Annotated in this window: 20 protein-coding genes; 9 read left to right on the forward strand and 11 right to left on the reverse strand. The window is 69.6% G+C overall.

Annotated features, from left to right (window positions below; translation table 11 throughout):
- Nucleotides 1–99: 99 nt before the first annotated feature.
- Both ACFRFH_RS06860 and ACFRFH_RS06865 read right to left on the reverse strand, forming a co-directional pair.
- Nucleotides 100–1395, reverse strand: coding sequence for an MFS transporter (locus ACFRFH_RS06860; RefSeq protein WP_382462233.1), 1296 nt, complete (start codon nt 1393–1395; stop codon nt 100–102).
- Between the two features lie 5 nt (nt 1396–1400).
- Nucleotides 1401–1829, reverse strand: a complete 429-nt coding sequence (locus tag ACFRFH_RS06865) for a MarR family winged helix-turn-helix transcriptional regulator (protein ID WP_382462234.1) — start codon at nt 1827–1829, stop codon at nt 1401–1403.
- 84 nt (nt 1830–1913) lie between these two features.
- On the opposite strand from ACFRFH_RS06865, the gene ACFRFH_RS06870 reads away from it, so the two are divergent.
- The 3 genes from ACFRFH_RS06870 to ACFRFH_RS06880 all read left to right on the forward strand — a co-directional run bounded on the left by ACFRFH_RS06870 (nt 1914) and on the right by ACFRFH_RS06880 (nt 4354).
- Nucleotides 1914–2765, forward strand: a complete 852-nt coding sequence (locus tag ACFRFH_RS06870) for an alpha/beta fold hydrolase (protein WP_382462235.1) — start codon at nt 1914–1916, stop codon at nt 2763–2765.
- Nucleotides 2766–2866: 101 nt separating this feature from the next.
- A complete protein-coding gene (locus ACFRFH_RS06875) occupies nt 2867–3916 on the forward strand; it encodes a biotin/lipoate A/B protein ligase family protein (protein WP_382462236.1) in 1050 nt (349 codons plus the stop codon).
- Nucleotides 3917–3985: 69 nt separating this feature from the next.
- Nucleotides 3986–4354, forward strand: coding sequence for a hypothetical protein (locus ACFRFH_RS06880; protein WP_382462237.1), 369 nt, complete (start codon nt 3986–3988; stop codon nt 4352–4354).
- Nucleotides 4355–4367: 13 nt separating this feature from the next.
- Here the strand turns inward: ACFRFH_RS06880 and ACFRFH_RS06885 are convergent, their stop codons facing one another.
- Nucleotides 4368–4652, reverse strand: a complete 285-nt coding sequence (locus tag ACFRFH_RS06885; protein ID WP_382462238.1) for a GNAT family N-acetyltransferase — start codon at nt 4650–4652, stop codon at nt 4368–4370.
- Nucleotides 4653–4708: 56 nt separating this feature from the next.
- Between ACFRFH_RS06885 and ACFRFH_RS06890 the strand changes: the two genes are divergently transcribed.
- A complete protein-coding gene (locus tag ACFRFH_RS06890; protein ID WP_382462239.1) occupies nt 4709–5593 on the forward strand; it encodes a DNA-methyltransferase in 885 nt (294 codons plus the stop codon).
- Nucleotides 5594–5670: 77 nt separating this feature from the next.
- On the opposite strand, the gene ACFRFH_RS06895 is transcribed toward ACFRFH_RS06890, so the two are convergent.
- Nucleotides 5671–6135 (reverse strand): SRPBCC family protein, encoded by a 465-nt coding sequence (locus ACFRFH_RS06895; RefSeq protein ID WP_382462240.1) that lies wholly within the window; start codon nt 6133–6135, stop codon nt 5671–5673.
- Between the two features lie 108 nt (nt 6136–6243).
- Here ACFRFH_RS06895 and ACFRFH_RS06900 point away from each other — a divergent pair, with 108 nt between their 5' ends.
- On the forward strand, nt 6244–7071 hold the full coding sequence (locus ACFRFH_RS06900) for a phosphatase PAP2 family protein (protein ID WP_382462241.1): 828 nt from the start codon (nt 6244–6246) through the stop codon (nt 7069–7071).
- A gap of 105 nt (nt 7072–7176) precedes the next feature.
- On the opposite strand, the gene ACFRFH_RS06905 is transcribed toward ACFRFH_RS06900, so the two are convergent.
- From ACFRFH_RS06905 to ACFRFH_RS06925, 5 genes are all read right to left on the reverse strand, one after another.
- Nucleotides 7177–8199 (reverse strand): LacI family DNA-binding transcriptional regulator, encoded by a 1023-nt coding sequence (locus ACFRFH_RS06905; RefSeq protein WP_382462242.1) that lies wholly within the window; start codon nt 8197–8199, stop codon nt 7177–7179.
- Between the two features lie 57 nt (nt 8200–8256).
- Complete coding sequence (locus ACFRFH_RS06910; RefSeq protein WP_382462243.1) at nt 8257–9750, reverse strand: GH1 family beta-glucosidase; 1494 nt, start codon at nt 9748–9750, stop codon at nt 8257–8259.
- Nucleotides 9751–9752: 2 nt separating this feature from the next.
- Nucleotides 9753–10628 carry a carbohydrate ABC transporter permease gene (locus ACFRFH_RS06915; RefSeq protein WP_382462244.1) on the reverse strand — a complete coding sequence of 292 codons (876 nt, stop codon included), beginning with the start codon at nt 10626–10628 and terminating at the stop codon, nt 9753–9755.
- Complete coding sequence (locus ACFRFH_RS06920) at nt 10625–11764, reverse strand: carbohydrate ABC transporter permease (protein WP_382462245.1); 1140 nt, start codon at nt 11762–11764, stop codon at nt 10625–10627. The genes ACFRFH_RS06915 and ACFRFH_RS06920 overlap by 4 nt, the downstream gene beginning before the upstream one ends.
- Nucleotides 11765–11858: 94 nt before the next feature.
- Complete coding sequence (locus tag ACFRFH_RS06925) at nt 11859–13184, reverse strand: ABC transporter substrate-binding protein (protein WP_382462246.1); 1326 nt, start codon at nt 13182–13184, stop codon at nt 11859–11861.
- Between the two features lie 291 nt (nt 13185–13475).
- On the opposite strand from ACFRFH_RS06925, the gene ACFRFH_RS06930 reads away from it, so the two are divergent.
- Both ACFRFH_RS06930 and ACFRFH_RS06935 read left to right on the forward strand, forming a co-directional pair.
- Nucleotides 13476–14069, forward strand: coding sequence for a TetR/AcrR family transcriptional regulator (locus ACFRFH_RS06930; protein ID WP_382462247.1), 594 nt, complete (start codon nt 13476–13478; stop codon nt 14067–14069).
- A 366-nt stretch (nt 14070–14435) separates the two neighbouring features.
- Nucleotides 14436–15782, forward strand: coding sequence for a cation:proton antiporter (locus ACFRFH_RS06935; RefSeq protein WP_382462248.1), 1347 nt, complete (start codon nt 14436–14438; stop codon nt 15780–15782).
- Nucleotides 15783–15795: 13 nt separating this feature from the next.
- Here ACFRFH_RS06935 and ACFRFH_RS06940 read toward each other — a convergent pair whose 3' ends face one another.
- Entirely contained in the window at nt 15796–17880 is a 2085-nt protein-coding gene (locus tag ACFRFH_RS06940) for an MDR family MFS transporter (protein WP_382462249.1), read from the reverse strand.
- A 317-nt stretch (nt 17881–18197) separates the two neighbouring features.
- Here ACFRFH_RS06940 and ACFRFH_RS06945 point away from each other — a divergent pair, with 317 nt between their 5' ends.
- Nucleotides 18198–19094 (forward strand): amidase domain-containing protein, encoded by an 897-nt coding sequence (locus tag ACFRFH_RS06945; RefSeq protein ID WP_382462250.1) that lies wholly within the window; start codon nt 18198–18200, stop codon nt 19092–19094.
- 70 nt (nt 19095–19164) lie between these two features.
- Nucleotides 19165–19953 carry a M15 family metallopeptidase gene (locus ACFRFH_RS06950; protein WP_382462251.1) on the forward strand — a complete coding sequence of 263 codons (789 nt, stop codon included), beginning with the start codon at nt 19165–19167 and terminating at the stop codon, nt 19951–19953.
- A gap of 6 nt (nt 19954–19959) precedes the next feature.
- Here ACFRFH_RS06950 and ACFRFH_RS06955 read toward each other — a convergent pair whose 3' ends face one another.
- Entirely contained in the window at nt 19960–21207 is a 1248-nt protein-coding gene (locus ACFRFH_RS06955) for an LCP family protein (RefSeq protein WP_382462252.1), read from the reverse strand.
- Nucleotides 21208–21319: the final 112 nt, after the last annotated feature.

The following is a 21319-nucleotide window of genomic DNA, read 5'->3' on the forward strand; positions in this document are numbered from 1 at the left end:
GCGAACGGAGGAGTTCCCTCCCGAACAGGCACGGATGTCCTCCGTTGCCTGCCGACACGCGGGCGGGGAGCGTCGATGTCCTCCGTTGGCGACGGCCGCTCAGCTCGCGCGGGTGGCGGTGACTTCGGCCTCCTCGAGCTCCTCGCGGGCCTCGCGCGGGCTGAGCACCACGCGCGGCCGCAGCCCGGAGAACCGCACCCGCATCCCGCGGTACGTCACGAGGTAGAACACCCCCACCAGCGCCGCTGCGAACCCGCTCGCGCCGCCGACGCCCATCGCCCAGCGCGGGCCGAACGTGTCGGCCACCCAGCCGACGATCGGCGCGCCGACGGGGGTGCCGCCCATGAAGATCGCCATGTAGATCGCCATCACCCGGCCGCGCAGCATCGGGTCGGTGGTCATCTGCACGGTCCCGTTCGCGGTGGTCATCAGGGTCTGCGACGAGACACCGATGATGATGAGCGCGAGCGCGAACAGCCAGTAGGTCGGCATCACCGCGGCGATCACACAGCCGGCGCCGAAGAACGCCGCTCCCGCGAACAGCAGCGAGACGCGCGGCCGCTCGCGGCGGGCGGACAGCAACGCGCCGACCACCGACCCGATCGCCATGATGGAGGACAGCAGCCCGTACTCCCCGGCGCCCTGGTGGAACACACTCACCGACATGGTCGAGATGAAGATCGGGAAGTTGAGGCCGAACGTCCCGATCAGGAACACCATCACCAGGATGACCACGATGTCCGGCCGCCGCCGCACGTAGCGGAAGCCGTCGATCAGCCCGCCGCGCGAGCGCTTGGCCCGCTCGGTCCGGTACAGCTTCTCCTTGCGCAGCAGCATCAGCGACAGCAGCACCGCGCCGAAGGTCGCCGCGTTGATCAGGAACACCCAGCCCGCGCCGACCGCTGCGGTCAGGAGGCCGGCGACGGCAGGCCCGAGCAGGCGCGCCGAGTTGAACGACGCCGAGTTGAGCGCGACCGCGTTGGACAGATTCGGGCCGGCCACGAGCTCCGACACGAAGGTCTGCCGCGCCGGAGCGTCGAACGCGGCGACCACGCCGAGCAGCATCGCGAACACGTACACATGCCAGAGCTGCACCACCCCGGTCACCGTCAGGATGCCGAGCCCGAGGCCGAGCAGCCCCATCATGCCCTGCGTCATCATCAGCAGCTTGCGCCGGTCGAGGTGGTCGGCCGCCCACCCGGTCACGGGCAGGAGGATGAGCTGCGGCCCGAACTGCAGCGCCATGACGAACCCGACCGCAGCCGCGTTGTTGTGGGTGAGCTGGGTGAGGACGATCCAGTCCTGTGCCGTGCGCTGCATCCAGGTGCCGACGTTGGAGACGAGGGCGCCGCCGGCCCAGATGCGGTAGTTGACCCCGGAAAGGGAACGGAACATGGCGCTCACGAGTCGGCGATCCCCCTCATGATGGCCGCGGCTTCAGCGAGGGTGTCGCGCTGCTCGGGCGTGAGCGTGCGCAGGCGCTGGTTGAGCCAGGCGTCGCGTCGGCGGCGCGTCTCGGTGACGAGGCGGAGGCCGGACTCGGTGGGGACGACGATCACCTTGCGGCCGTCGACCGCGTCGGCGGTGCGCTGCACGTAGCCTGCCTGCTCCAGGTGATTGACCGTGCGGTTCATGGAGGGCGGGGTCACGCGCTCGTGCTCGCTCAGCCTCCCGATCGTGCCGGAGCCCTCGCGGACGAGGAAGGCGAGGGTGGAGGTCTGCGTGTCGCTCAGTTCGTCGTCCTCCTTCTCGGCGCGCAGGCGCCGCCCGAGACGAGCGACGGCGATGCGCAGCGCGCTGCTGAGGTCGTGCGTCGAGAGGCGTCCCATAGATAGTTAGCCTAACAAATTAGGCTGGCTAAATAAAACGCGTTCGCCGACGGCGTGCCGGCCGAGGCGTGCCAGAATGAGCGCGTGCAGCGAGAGTTCAGCGCCGACGACGGCCTCCGAATCTTCTTCGACGTCTATCCGGCCGAGCGCCCGCGGGCCGCGGTGCAGGTGGCGCACGGGGTGGGGGAGCACGCCGGACGCTACCGGGAGCTCGCCGAGCACCTCGTCGGCGAGGGGTACACCGTCTATGCCGACGACCACCGCGGTCACGGCCGTACCGGGATGGAGCAGTGGCACGGCGACGCCACCAAGCTCGGGAGGCTCGGCCCGGGCGGGCTGCGCGGCGCCGTCCGCGACCTGCGCTCGTTCAGCCGGCTCATCCGCGACGAGAACCCGGACCTCCCGCTGGTGTTCGTCGGCCACAGCTGGGGCTCGCTGATGGGCCAGATGGCGCTGAACCACCACGCCGACGACTACGACGCGGCCGTGCTGACCGGCACCGCCTACCGGATGGTCGGCTCGATGAACAGCGGCGACCTGAACAAGCGGCACGCGCACCTCGGCACCACCGGCGCCGAGTGGCTGAGTCGCGACCCGGCCGTCGCGCAGGCGTTCGTGGACGACCCGCTGTGCACGCTCGTGCCGTTGCAGAAGCTGTTCGGGATGGCCGACGCGGCCCGCCTGCTGGGCCGCCCGGCGCGGCACCTGGCCCGCGACCTCCCGCTGCTCCTCCAGGTGGGCGGCGACGACCCGGTGGGAGGCCCGGCCTCCGTCCGCAAGCTGGAGCAGTCGTACCGCACCCGCTCCGGCCTCACCGACGTGACGACGATCGTCTACCCCGGCGCCCGCCACGAGGTCTTCAACGAGACCAACCGCCACGAGGTCTTCGCCGACCTCACCGCCTGGCTCGCCCCCCGCCTCCCCGCGCGCACTTGACCGCAGCCATCTCTCCCGGAGTTGTGTACGCAACACGCCGTGCTCAGGCGTGCATAACTCCGGAACGGATGGCTGGCTCGCGCGGGTTCTAGGCTGGGGGCATGCATGGTGAGTACAAGGTCCCTGGCGGCAAGCTCGTCGTGGTCGACCTGGAGGTGGAGGACGGCCTGATCGCCGGCTTCCGGCTGGCGGGCGACTTCTTCCTGGAGCCCGACTCCGCGCTGGAGGCGATCGACGACGCCGTCAACGGCCTCCCCGCCGAGACCGACTCCAAGACCATCGCCACCACCGTGAAGGACGCCCTCCCCGAGGGCGCATCGCTGCTCGGCTTCTCGCCGGAGGCCGTCGCCGTCGCCGTGCGCCGCGCACTCGCCCGCGCCACGAGCTGGCGCGACTACGACTGGCAGATCGTCCACGCCAAGGCCGTCTCGCCGCTCATGCACTTGGCCTTGGACGAGGTGCTTACCGCCGAGGTCGGCGAAGGCCGCCGCGGCCCGACCCTCCGCATCTGGGAGTGGGACCGGCCCGCCGTCGTCATCGGCAGCTTCCAGTCGGTGAAGAACGAGGTCGACCCGGTCAACGCCGAGAAGTACGGCATCGAGGTGGTGCGCCGCATCACCGGCGGCGGCGCGATGTTCATGGAGGCCGGCTCCGTCGTCACCTACTCGATCTACGCCCCGGCCGACCTGGTGCAGGGGATGAGCTTCGCCGACAGCTACGCGTTCCTGGACGAGTGGGCCATCATCGCGCTCAAGTCGCTGGGGATCGACGCGAGCTACGTGCCGCTCAACGACATCACCAGCCCGAAGGGCAAGATCGGCGGCGCCGCGCAGAAGCGCCTCGGCTCGGGCGCCGTGCTGCACCACGTCACCATGAGCTACGACATGGACGGCCAGAAGATGACGGAGGTCCTCCGCATCGGCCGCGAGAAGATCAGCGACAAAGGCATCACCAGCGCGGCCAAGCGCGTCGACCCGCTGCGCAGCCAGACCGGGCTCAGCCGCGCCGAGATCATCGAGCAGATGAAGACGACTTTCCGCAGCCTGTACGGCGCGACGGACGGCGACCTCACCGAGGCGGAGTACGCGGAGGCCGAGCGGCTGGTGACGTCGAAGTTCGCGACGGAGGAGTGGCTCTACCGGGTGCCCTGACCGGCCGCTACCTTGGTTGTTCCTGTGGGTCAGCCGGGCGCACAGCGAGCCTCCGGTACCCTTGATGCCGTGAACTGGTGGGCCGTGGTCATCGTGGGCGTCATCGTCGTGGCCATCGTCATCGGCGTGAGGCTCGGCTGGATCGACCTCTCGAACAAGGCGAACCGCGGGTCCGGCACGATGAGCGGAGCGGTCGGCGGCTCATTCGACGAGATCTTCGCACCGACCCGTCACGAGGCCCAGCAGGAGCTCGACCGTCAGTCGTTCCTCCCGGCGCCCGCCCCGCTCCCCGGCGACGGCGACAAGGGTGTCTGGGACACCGCGGGCAAGATCACGATCGACGTCGGCTCGGCCGGGCGCGGCCAGCGCGCCGAGGGCCGGGCGCCCTCCGAGGAGGGCCGCGCGACCACCCGCAAGGCGGCCTCCCACCGCGCTTGACGCAGCCCCGGGCTCAGCGGCGCTGCAGCTCGCGGTACTCGGGGTGGTCGGCGAGCCAGCGCCGCACGTACGGGCAGGTGGCGACCACCCGCAGGTCGGTGCGGTCGCGCACGTCGTCGAGCGCCGTCTGGACGAGCTGGGAGGCCATCCCGCGCTCGCGCTTCTCGGGGTCGACCACCGTGTGCACGAACACGATCGTGCCGTCGCGGAGCTCGTATTCGGCGACCCCGATGACCTCGCCGTCCTTCAGCAGGGCGTAACGGGACTGGTCGGCCTGATTCTCGACGGTCAGCGTCATGCCGCCAGGCTACCCGTCGGCCGCCGCGCACCGGCGCATGCAGGAGAATGGAGGACATGTCAGAGCCCGCCGCCGCCACACAGCCGCTGTGGCTCCCCGACGGGCCGAGCACGGTGGTCCACGGCGACAACTTGGAGGTCGTCGCCGGTCTGCCCGACGGAGCCTTCCAGCTCATCTACCTCGACCCGCCGTTCAACACCGGCCGGTCGCAGGCGCGGCAGCGCACCACCGCCGTGCGCACGGAGGCCGGCGTCGGCAGCGTCATCGGATTCAAGGGCCGCAGCTACGAGCGCATCAAGGGCGACATCCTCAGCTACGACGACCGCTTCGAGGACTACTGGGGGTTCCTGGAGCCGCGGCTGATCGAGGCGTGGCGCCTCCTCGCCGACACCGGCACGCTCTATCTGCATCTGGATTACCGCGAGTCGCACTATGCGAAGGTGCTGCTCGACGCGCTGTTCGGCCGGGAGTCGTTCCTCAACGAGATCGTCTGGGCGTACGACTACGGAGCCAAGGCGAAGAACCGCTGGCCGGCGAAGCACGACACGATCCTCGTGTACGTGAAGAATCCGGGCTCGTACTATTTCGACTCGTCCGCCGTCGACCGGGAGCCGTACATGGCGCCCGGCCTCGTCACGCCGGAGAAGGCTGAGCTCGGCAAGCTGCCGACCGACGTCTGGTGGCACACCATCGTGTCGCCGACCGGCCGGGAGAAGACCGGCTACCCGACCCAGAAGCCGGAGGGCGTCCTCCGCCGCATCGTGCAGGCGTCGAGCCGGGAGGGCGACTGGGTGCTCGACTTCTTCGCCGGCAGCGGCACGACGGGCGCGGTCGCGGCGGCGCTCGGCCGGAGATTCGTGCTGGTCGACAGCAGCCCGGACGCGGTCGCGGTGATGCGCGCCCGCTTCGCCGCCCACCCCGAGGTCCGCTTCGTCGGCTGAACCACCGCCGAGGGGCACGTAAGCGCCCCTAAAACTGCGCTTTAAGGGCGTTTACGTGCCCTTCGGCGAGTGGGGTATCAGGCGCCGTGCTCGACCGGCGCAGCCTCGATGTGGGCCTTCAGCGCACGCATGGTGCGCCGGCTCTCCCTGGCCGCCATCATCACGAACATCGGTTCGACGGCGCGATACACGCCGTGCGTGGTGAGCTGGCCGATCCGCGTGACGCGGGTGACGCCTCCCCGGTCTTCGACCCCGTACACGATGAGCGCGTCGACGCGCCCGGACGGCTTGGCCTGGTGGAAGCGCAGCTCGTGGTCGGGGATGTCGTCGATCAGCTCGCCGCGCATCCGTCCGACCATCGTCGAGTCGACGTAGGTCGCGGAGCCGGGTGCGGGCACGGCCGCCGCCGCAGTGGGCACGCGGGTTCCGCGGTAGACGAGGGAGTGGCCGAGCCAGGCCGGGTAGGCGTCGACCGCCCGCAGGGTGGCGTAGACATCGTGCGCCGACGCGTCGATCTGGATGGTGTCGGTGAAGCTCTTCATGGCGCCCGTCCTACACCGTGCGGGAGGGGTTGCGCACTGGCCATCTCCTGGAGACGTTCCGCGTCCTTCATGGAAGTTCCCGGGGACGGTGTGGAAGGGTTGTCTTCTATGCGACCCGCGCCCCTCCGTCTGCTCCCGTTCGTCTGGGGTGCGCTCGGGACGGCCGTGATGTTCGTCGCGATCTATCTGTTCTTCGTGCGGAGCTACATCGGCCAGGTGATCGATGAGCGGTCCTTCGCGGGCGCGGACGAATGGAAGGGCAACCTGATCGACTTCGCCCACGCATTCCTCAACGCGCTGCCGGTCGCGGCCGTGGTGGCGGGCGCGATCATCGCGGTGATCATCGTGCTGGTGCGGCGCAACTGGCTGGTGTTCGCGGTAGCGGTCGGCGCGGCCATCGCGGCCAACGTGAGCACGCAGGTGCTGAAGTACTCGGTGCTCTCCCGCCCGGAGAAGGGTGTGGACGCCGGCCTCGCGAACTCGCTGCCGTCCGGTCACACCTCGGTCGCGGCCTCCGCTGCGCTCGTCGTCTTCCTGGTCGCGTCGCCACGCCTGCGGCCGCTCGCAGCAGTGGTCGGATCGGTGTTCACCATCGCCGCCGGCGCCTCCACGCTGGTCGAGCAGTGGCACCGGCCCAGCGACGTCATCGCCGGGATGCTCGTCGTGGCCTTCTGGGGGTGCATCGCGGGGGTCGTCCTCGCCGCGCTGCGCATGCGCCCGGCCGACCCGCCCGTACGGTCGAAGCTGTGGGCACTGGTCTGGATCGCCGCCGCCACCGGCGTCGTCGCCGCGGTGGCGCTCGTCGTCACCTACAACTCCACCCAGAACGGCACCGAGCACCTCTTCATCGCGTACGCCGGCGGCGTCACTGCGATCGCGACGACGGGCTTCTTCCTCGCCGTCGTCGGCAACCGCCTCTACCGAGCCCTCGCCTGACCCCAGCCGCCGCCTCTGCAGCCATCTCTTCCGGACTTAAGTACGCGACACGCCGGTGCCGGGCGTACACAACTCCGGAAGAGATAGCTGCGGCGGCGGCGGGGGCTAGGAGCTCTGGCGGACGACGAGTTCGGTGGGGAGGAGGGTGACGCGGTCGACGGGCTCGCCGGCGAGGCGGCGGACGAGCACGCGGGCCATCGCCTCGCCGAGGCCGATGGACGGCTGGTGCACCGTGGTGAGCGGCGGGGTCGCAGTGAGCCCGAAGTTGTCGTCGTCGAAGCCGACCACCGCAATGTCGCCCGGGATGCTGAGCCCGGCCTCGTGGATGGCCGAGTACGCGCCCGCCGCCATCTGGTCGTTCGCCGCGAACAGGCCGTCGATCGGGCGGCCGGTCGCGAGCAGCCGCCGCATGGCCTCCATGCCGGAGTACGGCGAGAAGTCGCCGTACTCGACCAGCGTGTGGTCCAGCCCGTGCGCCTCCAGCGCCCGGCGCCAGCCCGTGTAGCGGTCGAGGCCGGCAGGCATGTCCTGCGGGCCGGTGATGAGCGCGATGTTCCTGCGGCCGCGGGCGATGAGGTGCTCAGCGGCCCCCGCCGAACCCGCGACGTTGTCCACATCCACGAAGTACGACTCGTGCTGCGCCTCGCTCACCGGCCGGCCGCCGAACACGATCGGCAGCGTCGAGCCGAGCTGCGCGTACGAGTGGTCGCCGGAGTGGTGCGAGACCACGAGCGCGCCGTCCACGTTGCCGCCCATCAGGTAGCGGCGGGTCTTGTCGGGGTTGGTCTCCGACGAGATGACCATGTTGAGCGTGTACTCGGTGTCCGCCAGGCTGAGCGCGACGCCCTGCACGATCGACGCGAAGAACGGGTCGGCGAACACCTTGGCCGTCGACTCCGGAACAACCAGCGCGATCACCTGCGTGCGGCGGGAGGCCAGCGAGCGGGCGGCGCGGTTCGGCACGTAGTTGAGGTCGGAGATCGCACGCGTCACGGCCTCGGCGACCTCCGGGGTCACCTTGGTGGACCCGTTCACGACGCGGGACACGGTCGCCCGGGAGACGCCCGCGCGCGCGGCCACGGCCTCCAGGGTGGGCACGCTGCGGCCGTCCACCTGCTCCGTCGTCATGGGGTCCTCTCCTCGGGCCGCTCGGGCGTCGGGGCGCCGGTCGACGCCCGACCTATGTTAGGCGTGTGCCGCGGCAGGTCCAGTGGGCGCGCCCACGACCTCGGCGGCGCGTGCGGCCTCCGCGATGCGGGCCTCCGTGATGACGCGCGCGTACGCCCGCCCGGAGTCCTTCACCGTGCGCTCCAGCGTCTCGTAGTCGACGTGCACGATCCCGAACCGCTTCGCGTACCCCCACGCCCACTCGAAGTTGTCGAGCAGCGACCAGACGAAGTACCCGCGCACGTCTGCGCCCCGCTCGATCGCCTCCCGGACCGCGTCCAGGTGGTCGAGGATGTACGCCTCCCGCTCCAGGTCGCGGATGCGGCCGTCCTCGTCCACGATGTCGTCGTACGCCGCGCCGTTCTCCGTGATGTAGAGCGGAGGCAACGCCGGGTACTCGGCCGTCAGCCGCAGGAGCAGGTCCCGGAGGCCATTCGGGTTGACCTCCCAGCCCATCGCGGTGGTCGGCAGGTCGCGGGACGGGAACGTGACGAACTCGCTGCCGACGAACGGCGACGACTTCGGCCGGTCGGTCGGCACCGGCGCGTGCACGGTGTCCGCCGGGAGCGGCCGGCCGCTGACGTTGTCGTCGTGGTAGTGGTTCACGCCGAGGAAGTCGATCGGCTGCCGGATGACGCCGAGGTCGCCGTCGTGCACCAGCTCCTCGAAGCGGTGCTCGCGGAGGTCCTCCAGCACATCGGCGGGATAGGTGCCGTCGAGCAGCGGGTCGAGGTACATCCGGTTCCACAGTCCGTCGATGCGGCGGGCGGCGTCCAGGTCGCGGGCGTCCTCCGGGTCGTCGGGGATCGCGTTGGTCAGGTTGAGCGTGATGCCGACGCGCAGCGCCTCGGCACGCCCCTCGTGCTCCCCGGCCAGATCGCGGATGGCCGCGGCGGCGAGGCCGTGCGCGAGGTGCTGGTGGTGGAGGGCGGCCAGCGCCGCACGCGGCTCCCGGCGGCCGGGCGCGTGCTCACCCGCCGCGTACGCGATCAGGGACGAGCAGAGCGGCTCGTTGAACGTCGTCCAGTGCGTCACCCGGTCGCCGAGCGCGTCGTACACGGCCACCGCGTAGTCGCGGAAGCGGTACGCCGTCTCGCGGTTCGCCCAGCCGCCGCGCTCCTCCAGGGCCTGCGGCAGATCCCAGTGGTAGAGCGTCAGCCAGGGCAGGATGTCCGCCTCCAGCAGCTCGTCGACCAGGCGGCTGTAGAAGTCCAGCCCCGTGCGGTTGACCGAGCGGTCGCCGGGCTTGACCCGCGCCCACGAGGTGGAGAAGCGGTACGACTGGAGGCCGAGCTCCCGCATCAGCGCGACGTCCTGCGGAACGCGGTGATAGTGGTCGATCGCGCGCTCGGGGGTCTCGCCGCCGGCGATCGCGCCGGGGACCCGGGCGAACGCGTCCCAGATCGAGTCCTCCTTGCCGTCCTCGTGAGCGGCGCCCTCGATCTGGGCGGCCGCGGTCGCGGAGCCCCAGAGGAATCCTGCCGGCCAGGCGGCGGTGGAGTCGTCGGTCATTATCAGCCTTTCACCGCGCCGGCCATGATGCCGGAGACAAGCTGCCGGCCCGCGAGCACGAAGAGGATGAGCAGGGGGATGGTCGCGAGCACCGCGCCGGCGAGCACGATCGAGTAGTCGACGTACTTCGCGGACTGGAGCTGGCTCAGCGCGACCTGCAGGGTCGGGTTCTGCGGGGCGACGAGCAGCGGCCAGAGGTAGTCGGTCCACGCGGTCATGAACGTGAACAGCCCGAGGATCGCCATCGCCGGCCGCGCCGCGGGGACGCCGACGTGCCAGAAGGTGCGGATCATGCTGGCGCCGTCCACGCGGGCGGCCTCGATGAGCTCCTCCGGGATGACGTCCACGAGGTACTGCCGCATGAAGAACACGCCGAACGCGGTGACGAGGGTCGGCACGATCACCGCGCCGAGGGTCCCGGTCCAGCCGAACTGCTTCATCACCATGAACAGCGGGATGATGCCGAGCTGGGTCGGCACGGCGAGCGTCCCGACGACGAAAACCAGCAGCCCTTCGCGGCCGCGGAACCGCAGCTTCGCGAACGCGTACCCGGCGAGGGTCGAGAAGGAGACGACGGACGCCGTGATGACGGTGGAGACGATGATCGAGTTGCCGAGCGCCTGCCAGAACGGCACGGTGTCGAGCACGGCGCCCACGTTCGTCCAGAACTGGCCGCCCGGGAGCAGCGGAGGCCACGTCGAGGTGAGCACGGTGCTGTTGCTGGAGCCGGCGACGAACGACCACCACAGCGGGTAGGCGCCGCCGACGAAGATCGCGAGCAGGATGCCGTAGGTGAGGAAGCCGGGCCGCCGGTCGATGCCGAGCGCGCGGCGGCGCGGGGCGCGCTGCGTGGCGGGGGTGCGGGTGGCGGTGGTCATACGTTCTTCTCCTCGCTCGCCGCGGCCAGCGCCAGGGCGCCCTCGGCGCTCGCCGCAGTTCTGGCGTCGGAATCGGAGTCGGTCTCGGTCGGGGCGCCTCCGGCCGCAGCCGCCCGGCTGCGCGCCAGTCGCTTGGCCGTGCGCGACCGGTGCACGCGCGCCTCTGTGGAGGCGATCCGGCGCGAGATCAGGAAATTCAGCACGCCGAACACCACGATGATGAGGAACAGCATCCACGCGATGGCGGACGCCCTCCCGAAGTTCTGGCGGTTGAACGCCATGTCCCACAGGTAGAGCACAGTGGTCTGGTACTGCCGCTGCGGGCCTCCCGGCACCGCGCTCGACGGGTTGAACAGCTTGGGCTCGGTGAAGATCTGGAGGCCGCCGATCGTGGCGGTGATGATCACGAAGATCATGGTGGGCCGGATGCTCGGCAGCGTGATCGAGAAGAACCGGCGGAACGATCCCGCGCCGTCCAGCGCCGCCGACTCGTGGATGTCGCGCGGCACCGCCTGCATCGCTGCGAGGAGGATCAGCGCGTTGTAGCCGGTCCAGCGCCAGTTGACCATCGTCGCGATCGCGATGTGCGAGGGGAAGGTCTCGGTCTTCCACATGACGGGGTGGAGGCCGACGGCCTGGAGGATGTTGTTGATCAGCCCGTACTTCTCGTCGAACGCGCTCGAGAAGATCAGCGTGACGGCGACGGGGGTGACGACGTAGGGGAGCAGCACGCTCATCCGCCAGAAGGTCTTCGCCCGCAGGTTCTGGTCGAGCATCGCGGCGATGAACACCGCGGCGATGAGCTGCGGGATGGCGGAGAGCAGGAAGATGCTGACCGTGTTGAAGAGCGAGTTCCAGAAGAACGGGTCCTTCAGCTCGGTGAGGTAGTTGGCGAAGCCGACCCACTGGCCGGGGCCGGTGAGCAGGTTCCAGTTGTTGAGCGAGACGACGAACGTGTAGATCAGCGGGAACAGGCCGACGAGGGCGAAGAGCACGAAGAACGGCGCGATGTAGAAGTACGGCGACGCCTTGACGTCGAAGCGGCTGAGCTTCTGCTTGAACGTGAGCGCCCGGTCGTCGCGGTCGCGCGGGGGCGTCGCCGGGGCGGCCTCCGGGGTGCGGGTGACGGTGGTCATGCGGTTCTCCGTGGGGGAGGGGAGCGGATGGTTCGGGTGGAGGGTCCGGGCCCCGCCGCGTGCAGCAGCGGGGCCCGGCTGGTGAGGTGTACTACTACTTGTTGACGACGAGCTGGTTCAGCAGCGTCATCGCGTTGGCCCAGGCCTGGTCGCCGTTCGCCTTCTTCGAGTCGAGCTGCTGGACGGAAGGCCCGAACACCTGGGACTGGATGACCGAGTCGTCCGGTCCCTTGTACTGGGCGACGACGCCCTTCGCGCGCTCCGCCAGGATCTGGCCGACGGGGGCGTTGTTGAAGAACTTCGTCAGGTCGCTCGCGCCGGTCACTCCGGGGTCGGACTGCGCCGCGGTGACCGAGGGGAACGTGCCGGCCGCCTGGAACGTGGCGACCTGCGACTTGGCGGAGGTCAGCCAGGCAGCGAGCTCAGCGGCCTCCTTCGGGTGCTTGGACTGCTTCGGGACCGTCAGGAACGAGCCGCCCCAGTTGGCCGCGCCGCCCGGGAAGACGTTCGCGAAGTCCCAGCCGGTGGAGGCGTCGCCGCCGCCGGCCTTGACCTGGCCCTGCACGACGCCGAGCATCCAGCCCGGGCAGACGAACGTGGCGAAGGAGCCGTCGGTGAAGGCCTTGCCCTTGCCCCAGTCCCACTGGGTCTGGTTGGAGGAGAGACCCGCGGCGGCGCCGCCGGCCAGCTTGCTCCACAGCGCCTTGAGGTCGCTGTTGTTCTCGATGTTGAGCTTGCCGTCCTTGGTGTAGTACCCCTCGGGCTGCTGGTTCACCATCGCGTTCCAGATGAAGCCGGACTGGTCGTAGAACGCCTTGCCGGTGGCGGCCTTGTACTGCTGGCCGACCTTGAAGAAGTCGTCCCAGGTGGCGTTGGCGCCGCCGAACAGCTTGGCGACGGAGTCGCGGTCACTGGGCAGGCCCGCCGCGGCGAAGAGCTTGCTGTTGTAGCAGAGGCCCTCCGGTCCGATGTCGGTGCCGTAGCCGATGATGCGGCCGTTCTTGTCGGTGGCCTGCTTCAGCTTCCAGTCGACCCAGCGGCTCTTGATGTCGTTGGCGCCGTAGGACTTGAGGTCGTTGAACTGGTCGGAGACCTGCATGACCTTGGAGAGCCAGCCCTCCTCGACCGCCTGGACGTCGGGGAGCCCGCTGCCGGCGGCCTCCTTGGTCTGCCAGTCGGTCAGGGCGTTGTCACCGGTGTCGATGTTGGTCGCCTTGATCTTGATCCCCGGGTGCTCCTTCTCGTACTGCGAGTAGAGCTTGTCGAAGCCCATCGTGCCGAACGTCGTGACGGTCAGTGTGATGGGGTTCGAGCTGGTTCCTGCGTCGCTGCCGCTCGCTGAGCAGCCAGTCGCGAGGAGGGCGAACGAGGCCGTGGCGGCGACTGCCGCCGCGACCTTGGTGCGTCGTGAAAGCTTCACGGATCACTCCCTTGTGCGTGTGTGTGCGTGGTCTGGTGTGACCAGTGAGAGCGCTCTCTTTGAAGGCCGTGAGAGCGCTCTCACGGGTTGGAAGAGAATGTAAATCGAGGAGGATGCGCTTGTCAAGCGCGAGTATGGTCGCGCTCTCATCGCCGGAAAGACGGGATTTGTTGAGTCTACCGCGAAATGCGCGGGATTCCGCGTTCCCGTGGTCGGCGGTGTAACCGAACCGTGATCTTGAATCAGCGTTCTTTCGGTAGACTGACCTACCTAGATAGGGGAGGACGCTCGATGGCGGAGTCCGCGCGCAACACCGGGGCCCGCACGGGTGCGGCTCGCCGGCGCATCCTCGAAGCGGCCGCCCGCAGGTTCTACACCGACGGCATCGCCGCCACCGGGATCGACACGATCACCGCCGACGCCGCCGTCGCGAAGATGAGCCTCTACAACAACTTCGCCTCCAAGTCGGCGCTGGTCGCGGCCGTGCTGGAGGCCCGCCACGCCGAATGGCTCGCCCTCTACGCCCGTCGCGCACGCCGGACGCCGGACCCGCTCACACGCGTCCTCGCCGTCTTCGACGCCTACCTCGACCAGGCCGCGCTCGCGCCCGAGTCCGGCTACCGCGGCAGCGGCCTCCTGAACGCGGCCGCCGAACTGCCGCTCGGCGACCCCGGCCGCGAGACCGCGCGCCGTCACCTGGCGGAGGTCGACGCCATCCTGGCGGCGGGCCTCCGCGAGCTCACCGACCGCGCCAGCGCCGAGCGGAGCGCCCGGCACCTCTCCTACGTGCTGAACGGCGCCCTCGTCCGCGCCGGCCTCGAGGCCGACCGCCGCTCGCTCCGCGAGGCCCGCGCCCTCGCCGTCGACCTCCTCACCGCCCTCTAACGCGCCCCCCTCCCGCGCACATTCGGCACGAATGTCGCGTTTCGCGCCCCCTTTCACGACATTCCGCACGAATCGCGCCCTCGCGCCGCGCACGCATTCGGCACGAATCGCGACTCCCGCCTGCGCGCACATTCGGCACGAATGGTGCGTTTCGCGCCCCCATTCGCGACATTCGGCACGAATCGCGCCCTCGCGCCGCGCGCACATTCGGCACGAATGGTGGGTTTCGCGCCGCCATTCACCACATTCGGCACGAATGGCGCGCTGGCGCCGCGCGCATATTCCGGGGGAATGTGCGGGCCTGGTGCGGGGGCGGGTGGGGAGGCAGACTGGACGCGCTTCGGGAGCGAACGGGAGGTGCGCGGGATGCCGGTCATCATCCTCGTCGGGTTCGCCGCCGTCGCGCTCTGGTCGCTGGTCGCGCACCGGTTCGAGCGGTTCGGGATCGCCGGGCCGGCCGCGCTCGCGCTGCTCGGCTCGATCGTCGTACTCGTGGATGTGAAGGGCTTCACCGAGGCCATCGACAGCGACGTCGCCCAGCATGTCGTCGAGCTGATCCTCGCCGTGCTCCTCTTCGTGGACGCCTGCGAGGTGCGCGGCGGCATCTTCGGCGGCCAAGGCCGGAGCCTCGCGCGGCTCGTGCTGATCGCCCTCCCGCTGTCGCTGGCGCTCGTGGTGGTGACCGGCGCCTGGCTGCTGCCCGCGCTCAACGTCTTCGTGCTTATCGTCATCGCCTGCATCGTGATGCCCACCGACTTCGCGCCGGCGACCGCCCTGCTCCGGTCGGGGCGCGTCCCCGCCCGGGTGCGTCAGATCCTCAACGTGGAGAGCGGCTACAACGACGGCCTCATCTCGCCGCTGTTCGCCATGTCGGTCGCGATCGCCGTAGCGCTCCCGAGCATCCTCAAGGTCGCGAACTCCGGGGCGAAGCTCTCCGGCGCCAGCGAGAAGGAGGTCGAGAAGAACCTGTCGGAGGCCGTCTACGCCTTCTTCGGCGCGATCCCCGCGACCGGCGTCGCGATCGTCGTCGGCATCGTGATCGGCGGCGTGCTCGGCCTGCTGACCCGCTGGGCCTCCGACCGCGGCTGGGCGAACGCGTCCGGCATCCGCTTCGTGATGCTCATCGCGCCGCTCCTGACGTACGGTATCGCGACCATCCACGACCTGGCGGCGAACGGCTTCGTCGCCGCCTTCGTCGCCGGCGTGATGTTCCGCGTCACCCGCACGCGCCGCCGCGAGCTGAGCGCGGTCCCGGAGGACGAACTGCTGCTGGTGGAGGAGGCGAGCAAGGTCGCGTCCGACTTCGTCTGGTTCATCCTCGGCGGGATGACCACGGCGGTGATCGTGGAGGGCATCGACTGGCGGGTGCTCGTCATCGCAGTGCTGGCGCTCACCCTGTTCCGCGCCGTGCCCGTCTACGCCTCGATGCTCGGCTCGCCGGTGACCTGGCGGGAGCGCACCTACATCGGGCTGATCGGCCCGCGTGGCACCGCCTCCATCGTGTTCGGCCTGCTGGCCTACAACCACCTCCCGGACAGCGACAGCGGCGACGTGCTGAGCGTGACGGTGCTGACGGTGGTGGGGAGCATCGTCCTGCACGGCGTGGTCACACCGCTCGTGCTGCGCCGCGTTCCGCCGCAGCCCGTGGGCACAGACGGCGGAACGGCCGCCGCCCGGATGGGCGACGGCCGTCCCGTCGGTGAGGTGGACTGAGCCGCTACCGGTGTCAGTCGACCGCCGGCCGCGGTCGCTGTGCGGCGACGGAGGCGGTGTCGATCACCGGCTCGATGAGCGCACCGGTCTCGCCGGCCACGCGGCTGGCGATCAGGCCGAGGTCGGTCTCCTCGAGCTCGCCGCGGGCGGCGGCGTCGGAGTCGGCGGAGGCCATCGCCCCGACCGGCACCGGCTGACGGTCGCCGGCCTCGGCGCTCTCGCGGGCGGCTGCGGCCTCCGCGCTGGCGTCCGCGGCCTCCTGCAGCGCCGACTTGGCGCGCAGCGGCGGGGTGCGGAAGAACAGCGACAGGACGAACGCGACCAGGACCACGATCATCGCGACCCAGTAGACCTGCACGGCCGAGCTGTTGAACGCCACCAGGAACGGCTTGGACAGCCGCTTGTCTGCGGTGTTCAGGAACGACGTGTCGTTGATGTCCGAGCTGCTGTTCGCCCCGTTGCCCGTCTTGAGCTTCGCCTGCACCACAGGCACAGTCTTGTCGACCACGGCCTTCCGCTGGTCGGCGTTGGAGAAGTCGATCGGCGCTGCGGGGACCTTCTGCTCGGCGATGTCCTGCGGTACGCCCTTCGCAACGAGCTGCTGTACGCCGGACGCGTGAGCAGCGGCCTGCGCCTGCTTCTGGATGGGCTCGGTGATCGGCGTGTAGATCTTCTCCATGATCTGCTTGTTCTCGGGAGCCGAGGCGACCGAGGGGGTCAGCGCGGCGTCGAGGGCGCTGGTCAGCGTCGGCTTGTCGGCGAGCGCGGTCTGGATGTTCGTCGGGAACACCGTGAACAGCAGCGACAGCAGCACGGCCGTGCCGAGCGTTCCACCGATCTGACGGAAGAACGTGGAGGCGCTGGTCGCCACACCCATGTCGCGGAGGCCGACCGAGTTCTGGCTGGCGATGGTCAGCGTCTGCATGAGCTGGCCGAGGCCGAGGCCGATCAGCAGCATCGCGCCGGCGATGAACCAGTACGAGTCGCCGAACTTCAGGAACGTCAGGTAGAAGAACCCGCCCGCGAGCATCGCGGTGCCGATGATCGGGAACTGACGGTAGCGGCCGGTGCGCGCGATGATCTGGCCCGAGGCGATCGAGGAGATCATCAGGCCGAGGATCATCGGCAGGAGCTGGAGGCCCGACACGGTCGGGCTCGAGCCGAGCACGATCTGCAGGTAGAGCGGGAGGGTCAGCATCGCACCGAACATGCCGAAGCCGACGAGCACGCCGATGACGGTCGCCATCGAGAAGGTGCTGGAGCGGAACAGCTTGAGCGGGATGAGCGCGTCGTCCTTCATCGCACGCTCGACGAGGATGAACCCGATGATGCCGATGGCGCCGATCACGTAGCAGGCGATGGAGCCCGCGCTGCCCCAGCCCCAGTCGCGGCCCTGCTCGGCGACGAGCAGCAGCGGGACGAGCGCGACGATGACGCCCGTCGCGCCCCACCAGTCGATCCGCGCGGCACCCCGGTCGTGCTTCGGCAGGTGCAGGAAGCGCAAGACCATGAACAGCGCGGCGATGCCGATCGGCACGTTGATGAGGAACACCCAGCGCCAGCCGGCGATCCAGAGGATCTGGTCCGCGCCGGCGAACAGGCCGCCGATCAGCGGGCCGATCAGGCTGGAGATGCCGAAGACGGCGAGGAAGTAGCCCTGGTATTTGGCACGCTCGCGCGGGGCGAGCATGTCGCCCATGATCGCGAGCGGCATCGACATCAGGCCACCGGCGCCGAGGCCCTGGATGGCGCGGAACGCCGCCAGCCCGAGCATCGAGGTCGAGAACGAGGCCAGGATCGAGCCGACGATGAAGATGCCGATGGCGATGATGAACAGCGGCCGGCGTCCGAAGATGTCGGAGAGCTTGCCGTAGATCGGCGTCGAGATCGTCGAGAGGATGAGGTAGCCCGTGGTGACCCAGGCCTGCTGGCTGAGGCCGTGCAGGTCGTCGCCGATCGTGCGGATCGCGGTTCCGACGACCGTCTGGTCGAGGGCCGAGAGGAACATGCCGGCCATCAGGCCGAAGATCACGAACAGGATCTGCCGATGCGACATGATCGGTTTGGGTGCGGCCACTGCCGCGGTCTGACTGGACATCTGTCTCCGTGTCGAGAGTCGTGTGGGGGGACGCCCGTCACTGTGGGAGCGTCACACCGGTGTGGGGCAAAATATTTTTGCGGAGAGTGCAAAGTTACACCCAGTGCGAGTCTTTCGGCAACGCGAGACTACGCCTCATGCACCTCCGTTCGCCATGGGCGAACGTCCGGGTGAATCCCGCGAACCGACGCGGCCAGGCTGCGGATTCCCGCAGCTTTCACATGGCGTCTGTACCCCATCCAGGTGTCGCATAGGTCTGAGGCGTACGCTGCCCGAAGGTGGTTCCCGTCACCCTCCCAATCCTCCCCGAAGGTCGTATGAGTCCTCTCAATCGTTCCCGTCGCCTGTTCGCCGTCGCCGCGGCGGTGGCCGCAGCGACCCTCCTGTTCACGGGGTGCGCGGGCGAGCCGTCCCCTGTGATGAAGGCGATCGCGAAGGCGGCGCCCATTGCGCAGCCGAAGAACGCGACCGTCGCGGACATCCAGCCGGCCGGAGGAAGCGTCTCCGGCGGCACGGCGACCATCACCGGCACGAACCTCGACAAAGTGGCCTCGGTGCAGATCGGCGGCCAGGCGGCTCCGGTCACCCAGCCCGGCAGCGACAAGATCGTCGTGACCGTCCCGCAGGCCGCGAACTTCGCGGCCGGCGCGGTGCCGATCGTCGTCACCGCGGCGGACGGCAAGGTCATCCCGACCGCCGGCAAGACCTTCACCTACCAGGTGCAGACGCCGGTGGACCAGCAGCTCTCCTACGCGATGGCGCACTGGAACAACTACAACACCGCCCAGTACGGCGACCTCAACCCGGTCGGCGGCGACTGCGCCAACTTCGTCAGCCAGACCCTGATCGCCCGGGGTTGGCAGATGAACTCCGAGTGGTACAACCACGACGCCGCGGCCGACTGGAGCCCGGCGTGGGGCTACGTGCCGGCGATGGACGACTACTTCCGCCAGAACGCGACGCAGCTCGGGCTGACGAGGTACTCGCTCGACCAGCGCGACAAGATCAAGGTCGGCGACATCGTGATGTTCGACTGGAACAACAACAACTCGCTCGACCACGTCCAGATCGTCTCCGCGGTGAGCACCGTGAACGGCAAGGTCACCATCCAGATGGCCGGCCACAACACGGACACCGACTACCGCGACCTCGACCACACGATCACGGTCGACCACCCGGGCGCGACCGGTCACTTCTGGAGTCTCTCAAAGTAGGAGGCCCACTTCGGGTCAGACCGGGAATGCGCTGACAGGATCGGCACGCTGAGGCGCATATGCTCGTGCAGTGAATTCGACCGGACCCCGTCGTCGTGTCGCGGCCGCTGCTGCCGCGGCGATCGTGCTGCTCGCCGTCACGGCGTGCTCCGCCGCCGACCAGCCGCCCCGCAAGCCGGCGCCGTCCCGATCCGCGGCGCACGCCTCCCGGCCCGTTCCCACAGCCACCCCGACGGCGACCGTCGCCGCCTTCGACAAGCACGCCCAGTCGATCGACGACCCGGCGAGCACCTGGGTGGTCGTGAACAAGCCGCGCCCGCTGAATCCCGTCGCCTACGCGCCGGCCTCCCTGGTCTACCCGGAGGTCGCCTACGTCAACCGCCAGCCGATGCGGCCGGAGGTGGCGGAGGCGCTGGTCTCGATGTTCCACGCGGGCAAGGCGGAGGCCGGCCTCGACTTCTCGGTGCAGAGCGCCTACCGCTCGTTCGAGTCGCAGACCAGCGTCTACAACGACGACGCGGCGCGCAACGGAGCGGCGTACGCCGACACGGACACCGCCCGCCCGGGCCACAGTGAGCACCAGACCGGCCTCGCGGTCGACATCAGCGCCGTCCCGGCCAAGTGCTCCCTGGACGCCTGCTTCGCCCACACGCCGCAGGGGGAGTGGCTCGCCGCGAACGCCTGGCGCTTCGGCTTCCTGCTGCGCTACCCGGCCGACAAGGTCGCGGTCACCGGCTTCACCTTTGAGCCGTGGCACTTCCGGTACATCGGCGTCCCGCTCGCCACCCAGCTCCGGGCGACGAGCGTCACGACCCTGGAGGAGTTCTTCGGGGTGCCGGGCGGGACGGAGTACCACTAGGTACCACTAGTCCGCGAACGGCCGCGAGCAGGTGACCTGCGCCGCGGTCTGCCCGTGCACGTTCGACGGCAGCTCGACCGTGGCGGAGGCGGCGGGCTCACCGGCCGCGAGCTCCGCCGGCGCGGGCGCCGCCTCCACGGTCTCCGACCCCAGCCCGGTGTCGCCGGTCAGGGTGACCGGGCGGTCCTCGCGCAGCGCCGACATGAGCAGCTCCGCCTCGTCGACGGTCGGAGCGACACCGTCGCCGTCGAGGTGGTTCGGGTACTGGACGAACACGACCTTGGCGGGGTCGACCTCCTTCAGAGCGACGCCGAGGGACGCGATCGTTGTGACGTCCTTGAGGCTCTCGGAGAGCTGGATGTTGTCCGCCGCCGCCTTCGCCAGTCCGTAGAGCCTCAGCGGGTTGGCCAGGGTGTCCGCGCTCTTGATCGTGCGCACCAACGATGACAGGAACACCTGCTGATTGCTGATCCTGGCGAGGTCCGAGCCGTCGCCGACGCCGTGCCTGGTGCGGAGGAACGCGAGCGCCTGCGCGCCCTGGAGGCTGTTGTCGCCGGCCCTCACATCGAGTCCGCTGTACGGGTCCACGATGTCTCCCGAGACGCAGACGGGCACTCCGCCGACTGCGTTGGACATCTCGATGACGCCGTCGAACTCGATCACCCCGGCGTAGTCGATGTCCAGTCCGGTGAGCTGCTTCACGGTCAGCACCGTGCAGGCGAGGCCGCCGTAGCTCAGGGAGGTGTTGAGCTTCTGGCGGCTCATCGAGTTGTGGCTGCCGCCCGTGCCGTCCGGGCAGGACGGGATGGGCACGTACAGGTCGCGCGGGAGGCTGACGACGGTGGCGTCCCTGTGGTCGGCCGACACATGCAGCAGCATCGTCACGTCGTTGAGGGCGGCGTCGCGCTCGTCGTAGGCCGGGTTCCCGCCTCCGCTGTCGCTGCCTGCCAACAGGACGGTGAACGCCCCGTCGACCGCCCCGACCCGCGGCGGCAGGGCGTTGCCTGCAGCGTCGACGAGCTGCACCCCCTCTTTCGCGTTCACGGTCGCGAACACGTCGAGGACGGCGAAGCCGGCCAGGGCCGCGGCGCTCACCGCGACGACGGCGACGGTACGGAGGGCCAGGGCGCCGAGGGAGGACCGCAAGGAGCGGGGCTTCAGGCGTCCATGTCGGGCGATCGGCGCGCCCGGCGACTTCTCGCCGGCACGCGCCTGCGCGCGGGTCGGGGTGCCGGGCGTCGGGTCGGAGTGCATCGCCTCAGGCTAGCCGTCGATCCTGAATGTAGGACGTAAGCACTGTGCAGGCTAGATTTCATGCCGGAATTACCCTGCGTAACGGAATGACGTCACCCTGGACTGCGGTAGA

The organism is Leifsonia sp. NPDC056824, assembly GCF_042789575.1.
Taxonomy (GTDB): domain Bacteria; phylum Actinomycetota; class Actinomycetes; order Actinomycetales; family Microbacteriaceae; genus Leifsonia.

What these genes read in the sequence shown, in the direction of transcription:
- ACFRFH_RS06860 (WP_382462233.1), bottom strand. Translation starts at nt 1,395, where the DNA reads ATGTTCCGTTCCCTTTCCGGGGTCAACTACCGCATCTGGGCCGGCGGC.
- ACFRFH_RS06865 (WP_382462234.1), bottom strand. Translation starts at nt 1,829, where the DNA reads ATGGGACGCCTCTCGACGCACGACCTCAGCAGCGCGCTGCGCATCGCC.
- ACFRFH_RS06875 (WP_382462236.1), top strand. Translation starts at nt 2,867, where the DNA reads ATGCATGGTGAGTACAAGGTCCCTGGCGGCAAGCTCGTCGTGGTCGAC.
- ACFRFH_RS06885 (WP_382462238.1), bottom strand. Translation starts at nt 4,652, where the DNA reads ATGACGCTGACCGTCGAGAATCAGGCCGACCAGTCCCGTTACGCCCTG.
- ACFRFH_RS06890 (WP_382462239.1), top strand. Translation starts at nt 4,709, where the DNA reads ATGTCAGAGCCCGCCGCCGCCACACAGCCGCTGTGGCTCCCCGACGGG.
- ACFRFH_RS06895 (WP_382462240.1), bottom strand. Translation starts at nt 6,135, where the DNA reads ATGAAGAGCTTCACCGACACCATCCAGATCGACGCGTCGGCGCACGAT.
- ACFRFH_RS06900 (WP_382462241.1), top strand. Translation starts at nt 6,244, where the DNA reads ATGCGACCCGCGCCCCTCCGTCTGCTCCCGTTCGTCTGGGGTGCGCTC.
- ACFRFH_RS06905 (WP_382462242.1), bottom strand. Translation starts at nt 8,199, where the DNA reads ATGACGACGGAGCAGGTGGACGGCCGCAGCGTGCCCACCCTGGAGGCC.
- ACFRFH_RS06910 (WP_382462243.1), bottom strand. Translation starts at nt 9,750, where the DNA reads ATGACCGACGACTCCACCGCCGCCTGGCCGGCAGGATTCCTCTGGGGC.
- ACFRFH_RS06915 (WP_382462244.1), bottom strand. Translation starts at nt 10,628, where the DNA reads ATGACCACCGCCACCCGCACCCCCGCCACGCAGCGCGCCCCGCGCCGC.
- ACFRFH_RS06920 (WP_382462245.1), bottom strand. Translation starts at nt 11,764, where the DNA reads ATGACCACCGTCACCCGCACCCCGGAGGCCGCCCCGGCGACGCCCCCG.
- ACFRFH_RS06930 (WP_382462247.1), top strand. Translation starts at nt 13,476, where the DNA reads ATGGCGGAGTCCGCGCGCAACACCGGGGCCCGCACGGGTGCGGCTCGC.
- ACFRFH_RS06935 (WP_382462248.1), top strand. Translation starts at nt 14,436, where the DNA reads ATGCCGGTCATCATCCTCGTCGGGTTCGCCGCCGTCGCGCTCTGGTCG.
- ACFRFH_RS06940 (WP_382462249.1), bottom strand. Translation starts at nt 17,880, where the DNA reads ATGTCCAGTCAGACCGCGGCAGTGGCCGCACCCAAACCGATCATGTCG.
- ACFRFH_RS06945 (WP_382462250.1), top strand. Translation starts at nt 18,198, where the DNA reads ATGAGTCCTCTCAATCGTTCCCGTCGCCTGTTCGCCGTCGCCGCGGCG.
- ACFRFH_RS06955 (WP_382462252.1), bottom strand. Translation starts at nt 21,207, where the DNA reads ATGCACTCCGACCCGACGCCCGGCACCCCGACCCGCGCGCAGGCGCGT.